This window comes from Planomonospora algeriensis, from assembly GCF_977012225.1.
In genome coordinates this window covers 1-4,379 of the sequence record NZ_CDRNDK010000489.1, presented here as the reverse complement: position 1 = coordinate 4,379, position 4,379 = coordinate 1, and the positions used below count along the sequence as shown (strand labels likewise).

Genomic DNA, 4,379 nt, shown 5'->3' with positions numbered 1-4,379 from the left:
CCGAGGGCGCCCGGGACGAGCACCGCCGCGAGCGTGCCGGACAGCAGCGCGGCGACGGCCGCGGGCCTCCGCCGTCCCCGCCCGTCCTCCGCCGCCTCCGGAGACGGCACGGCGGACACCGGTTCCCGCGCGGAGGACGGCGGGCCCGTCTTTCGCCGTCTCCGGAGACGGCACGGCGGACACCGGTTCCCGCGCGGAGGCGGCGGATACGCGACCTCGCACGGCCAGGGCGGCGGAGGCGGCGCTGAGCAGCGCGAGGACGAGCACGGGGGTGAGCGGTACCGGAGACCCTCCTGCGCCGTACCCGTGCGGGCCCGACCAGATCCCGTCCAGGCGGGCGAACGGCTCCGTCAGCGCCCGCGCGATGTCCGTGTGGAACGGGAGCACCGTCAGCACGGCCAGGACCCCGCCGGTGACCGCCGCCGCGGAACGGATCCCGGGCTCGTCCGGCCCGGGCGCGCACAGCGCGGCGACCGCGACGGCCAGTCCCGCCACGGCGTACACGAGCGCGTACCACTCCGGCCGGACCACCGGCGGGAAGGGCGCCGAGACGCCTGCGGCCAGCGCGAACGCCGATCCGGCGGCGAGGGCGGTGACCGGCCCCACCACGCGCCGCAGGGCCACCGCGATCCCGATCAGCGCCAGTACGGCCAGCAGCGCCCCCTGTGCCGCGGAGCCGAGCCGGTCCCCGGGGGAGAAACCCGCCACCAGGCCCGCGGCGGAGTCCACCGAGCCGTACAGCACGCCGAGCGTCCACACGGTGCCGAACGAGAACGCCGCCGTCCTGCGGATCCCGGGCCGGATCGGGGCGGCGGACGCGCGCTTCACGTACAGCAGGAGGACGGCGTCGGCCGCGGCCGTCACCGCGAACGCGGCGGTCACCCAGGGCGCCGGCCGCTCCGCCGCCAGGAGCACGACGGGGAACTGGGCGAACAGGACCGCCGCGGGCAGCGGCAGCCTCAGCGGCACCACCCGCGAGTACGCGGCCAGGACGAGCGCGACCACGGCGAACACCCCGCCCGCGTAGACGTTTCCGGCGAGCGCCCGGTACCGGCCAGTCCGGCCTGCCGGACGGCGTAGCCGTCCAGGAAGAGCAGGACCACGCCGAGCACCGCGACGGTCTCCGCGGTGGCGGCCAGCCCGCGGCCCGCCAGCGCCCGCGGCACCGCCAGGGCCGCCGCGGTGAAACCGGCCAGGACCGCGGCCCGCCCGCCGATGCCGAGATGCCCCCAGCTCACCACCGTGAACACGACGGCCGCGACGGCCAGCAGCAGTCCGCCGAGGGCGAGCAGCAGGTTCTGCACCGCCCTCGGCGAGAGGTCCCCGCCCGGACGCGCGGGCCCCGCTCCGGTCCGTCCCCCTCCGGTCCGTCCTGCTCCGGCCGGTCCCGATGACCTCTCCCCGCCCGTACCCGTCCGTCCCGCGCCGGGAGCGGCCTCCGGAATGCCCTGGCGGGCGCCTTCCGCCCGGAGCATGCCGAGCAGGCGGCTGCGGCGGACGAGCATCTCGGACCGGCGCGCCCCGAGCTCGGCCAGTGCCTGGTCGAGCCGCCACAGTTCGGCTGCCAGCGGCCCGCTCAGCGGCAGGGCGCAGCTCGGGCAACGCTCCTGAGGAGCGGTGAGGCGCACCCCGCATTCCGGGCATCTCGGCTCACCGGGGAGAGGGACGCTGTCCGGTCGCGGATCGGCGGGTTCCATGCTCCCACCATGCCTTCCACCGGTCGTCCGCCGCATCCGGCGGGCTACTCATCCGGGACTGAGTACTTCCGGGCACTTCCGGCGCGTCCCCCGAACCGCACGCATACCCGTCGCGTGAACCGCCGAAGACGGCCGACCGGCGAGCCGGGAGCCCAGCGGATGACTCCACGGCAATCTAGATTGCATTCCTAACTAGATGGCTGTAGCTTCTACATAGCGAAGACGACGGCTCCCCCGGAGCCGGCCGCCGACGAGTCCGCCCGTCCGACACCCCCGAGAGGAAGATCACATGACCGCCACGCAGCCCGGCTCCCCGACCCCGGCCGCCCCCGCCCGCAGCGAGCTCTTCTCCGACAAGCGCTTCCAGTACGCCCTCGCCGCCTTCTTCATCCTCAGCGCCGCCCGCATCCTCGTCGGCCGGTACTCCGACCAGGACTTCCTCTCCGGTTTCATGACCGGTCTCTTCATCGTCTCCGCGGTCACCCTGGTCTGGCAGTTCGCGCGTGGCCGCCGCTGACCCCATGGCCACCGACCGCCGCGCCAGCTGGCTGAAGGGCGTCCTCGACCTGCTCGTGCTCGCCGGCCTCACCGAGGGCGAGAACTACGGCTACGAGATCGCCAAGGGACTCGCCGAGATCGGGTTCGACATCAAGGGCGGCACGCTGTACCCCGTGCTCAACCGGCTCGAGGAGGCCGGTCTGGTCACCGCGGAGTTCCGCGCCACCGAGCGCGGCCCCGGCCGCCGCTACTACACCCTCACCCGGCAGGGCCGCGACACGCTCGCCGCGCAGGGCGCGCTCTGGCTGACCTTCGACGAATCCGTCCGTTCCGCACTCGCCCGGGGAGGCGTCAGATGACCACCGCCTACTTCGACGAGCTCGCCGCGCGCCTGCACGAGCGCGGCGTCCCCGAGAAGGAGATCGCCGTGACCGTCGACGACCTCGCCGCCTACGCCGCCGAGAGCGGTGCCGACCCGGAGGAGGAGTTCGGCCCCGCGGCCGGCTTCGCCGCCACCCTGGCCCCCGCCGCGCAGGAGGCCGCCCCGGACGACCGCCCGGACCCGGCCGCCGAGACCTGGGTCTGGACCGTCGACGCCTTCCAGGACCGCGCCTGCCTCAACAGGTACGGCGAGCAGGGCTGGGAGGTCGAGCGCATCGACCATCTGGGCCGCTTCGTCAGCCGCCGCGCCCCCGAGCGCCCGCTCCGCTGGGAGTACCGCCGCGAGACCGTGCTGCCGGTGAAGCTCGACGCGCTCATCGAACGCCTCGCCCCGGACGGCTGGGAGCCCTGCGGCGGCTGGATGTACTTCCAGTACTTCAAGCGTCCCAAGGCCGTCTCCGAAGGGCTCGCGGGCGAGCTCGACGACGCCCCCGCCACGCCCGCCCGCCGGGTGTTCTTCGGCAGGCGCTTCTACGCCTTCATGGTCGTCTGGGCGCTCTACATGGTCGCCCTCGGCGCCGGCCTCGTATTCGGCGTCGGCCCGCTCTCCGGCGGCGACCACGGGTTCGGCCTGGATTTCGTCGCGGGCGTCCTGGTCGGCACCGCCGTCGTCGTCCTCCCCGTCCTGTTCACGCTCCGCCGCCGCCGTCGCCGCCGCTGACCGGACCCTCCCGGCGTACCGCCCGCCGGATACGGCGTGCCATCCACCGGGTACGGCATGCCGCCCACCGGGTGCGGCGGGACGGCCCTACCGGGTGCGGCGGGCGATGAAGGCGATGGCGCCGGTGGCGCCGAAGGCCACGAGCAGCCAGAGCAGCACCGCCGAGACCGGCACCCCGGCGTCCTGCTCACCGTCCTCGGCCGCCTCCACCGGACCGGTCGGCTCCGTGCGCGCCGTACCGCTCGGCTCCGGGGTCGGGGCGGGCGCGGGGGTGGCCGCCTCCAGGACGCGGTCGGGCAGCGGCACCAGGTGGACCGGGCTGTCCGCGCCCTCGGAACCGGTCAGCAGGGCCTTGCCGTCCGCGGTGTAGGCGATCGACTCGGCCTGCTCCAGCGGGGGCATCGAGACCCGGGCGAGCTGCTCGTCGAAGTCGCGGTAGACCGTCGCGGAGATGTAGGTCCGGACCACGAAGCTCGACCCGTCCGGCGCGTAGGCGGCGTCGGTCGCCATGATCGGCGCGGAGCCGACCTTGCGCAGTACGTTGACCCGCCCGGTGCGCAGGCGCTTCGGCGCCGCGTAGACCGCCCCGGCGAACTCCTTGGTCACGATGTAGAGCCGCCCCGTCCGGGGGTCGACCATGACGCCCTCGGCGTTGTGCCCGCCGTCCTCGTAGCGGAAGCGGTAGCGCACGGCCGGGAGCACGGCGTCCTTCAGCGAGGTGGGCTCGGCCACCTTGTAGACCGAGACGTCCGGCCAGGCGCCGTCGAAGTTGTCGCCGATGTCGGCGAACCAGAGCACCCCGCGCCCGGTCTTCGGGTCCCTGGAGACCGCCATCCCCTCCCAGTCGCGGGCCGCCGCGCCCCGCAGGGTGAACGCCGCCCGGGTCCTCCCGTCGCCGCCGACCGCGTAGAAGACCGCTCCGGCTTCGCTGTCGTTGTGCGTGTAGTAGACGTCCTCGTGGGCCGGCGAGACCGCCAGCCCGCTCGACTCGGTGATCCGCTCGTCCTCGAAGCGGAACAGGACCCGGTCCGCCTCCCCGTCCCCGGCCGGCTCCGTCGGCCCGACCGCCCCGGCGCCGCCCG

At 74.9% G+C, this 4,379-nt stretch carries 6 protein-coding genes; 3 read left to right on the top strand and 3 right to left on the bottom strand.

All coding sequences use genetic code 11. The features are described from left to right. Positions 1-1,014, bottom strand: a 1,014-nt coding sequence (locus tag ACWJ6R_RS30910) for a hypothetical protein (RefSeq protein WP_449065607.1), incomplete at its 3' end; no start/stop codon positions are given. Beyond that, positions 960-1,697, bottom strand: coding sequence for a hypothetical protein (locus ACWJ6R_RS30905; RefSeq protein WP_449065606.1), 738 nt, complete (start codon positions 1,695-1,697; stop codon positions 960-962). The genes ACWJ6R_RS30910 and ACWJ6R_RS30905, both read right to left, overlap by 55 nt. 289 nt (positions 1,698-1,986) lie before the next feature. Here ACWJ6R_RS30905 and ACWJ6R_RS30900 point away from each other — a divergent pair, with 289 nt between their 5' ends. Genes ACWJ6R_RS30900 through ACWJ6R_RS30890 form a run of 3 tightly spaced genes read left to right on the top strand, consistent with a single transcriptional unit; the run spans position 1,987 to position 3,297 of the window. After that, complete coding sequence (locus ACWJ6R_RS30900) at positions 1,987-2,214, top strand: hypothetical protein (protein ID WP_449065605.1); 228 nt, start codon at positions 1,987-1,989, stop codon at positions 2,212-2,214. Between the two features lie 4 nt (positions 2,215-2,218). Further along, a complete protein-coding gene (locus tag ACWJ6R_RS30895; RefSeq protein WP_449065608.1) occupies positions 2,219-2,554 on the top strand; it encodes a PadR family transcriptional regulator in 336 nt (111 codons plus the stop codon). After that, positions 2,551-3,297, top strand: a complete 747-nt coding sequence (locus ACWJ6R_RS30890) for a hypothetical protein (RefSeq protein ID WP_449065604.1) — start codon at positions 2,551-2,553, stop codon at positions 3,295-3,297. The genes ACWJ6R_RS30895 and ACWJ6R_RS30890 overlap by 4 nt, the downstream gene beginning before the upstream one ends. An 87-nt stretch (positions 3,298-3,384) precedes the next feature. Here ACWJ6R_RS30890 and ACWJ6R_RS30885 read toward each other — a convergent pair. Continuing rightward, on the bottom strand, positions 3,385-4,379 hold a 995-nt coding region (locus ACWJ6R_RS30885), incomplete at its 5' end, for a hypothetical protein (protein ID WP_449065603.1).

Coding starts and splice junctions, on each gene's coding strand:
- ACWJ6R_RS30905 (WP_449065606.1), bottom strand. CDS start 1,697: ATGGAACCCGCCGATCCGCGACCGGACAGCGTCCCTCTCCCCGGTGAG.
- ACWJ6R_RS30900 (WP_449065605.1), top strand. CDS start 1,987: ATGACCGCCACGCAGCCCGGCTCCCCGACCCCGGCCGCCCCCGCCCGC.
- ACWJ6R_RS30895 (WP_449065608.1), top strand. CDS start 2,219: ATGGCCACCGACCGCCGCGCCAGCTGGCTGAAGGGCGTCCTCGACCTG.
- ACWJ6R_RS30890 (WP_449065604.1), top strand. CDS start 2,551: ATGACCACCGCCTACTTCGACGAGCTCGCCGCGCGCCTGCACGAGCGC.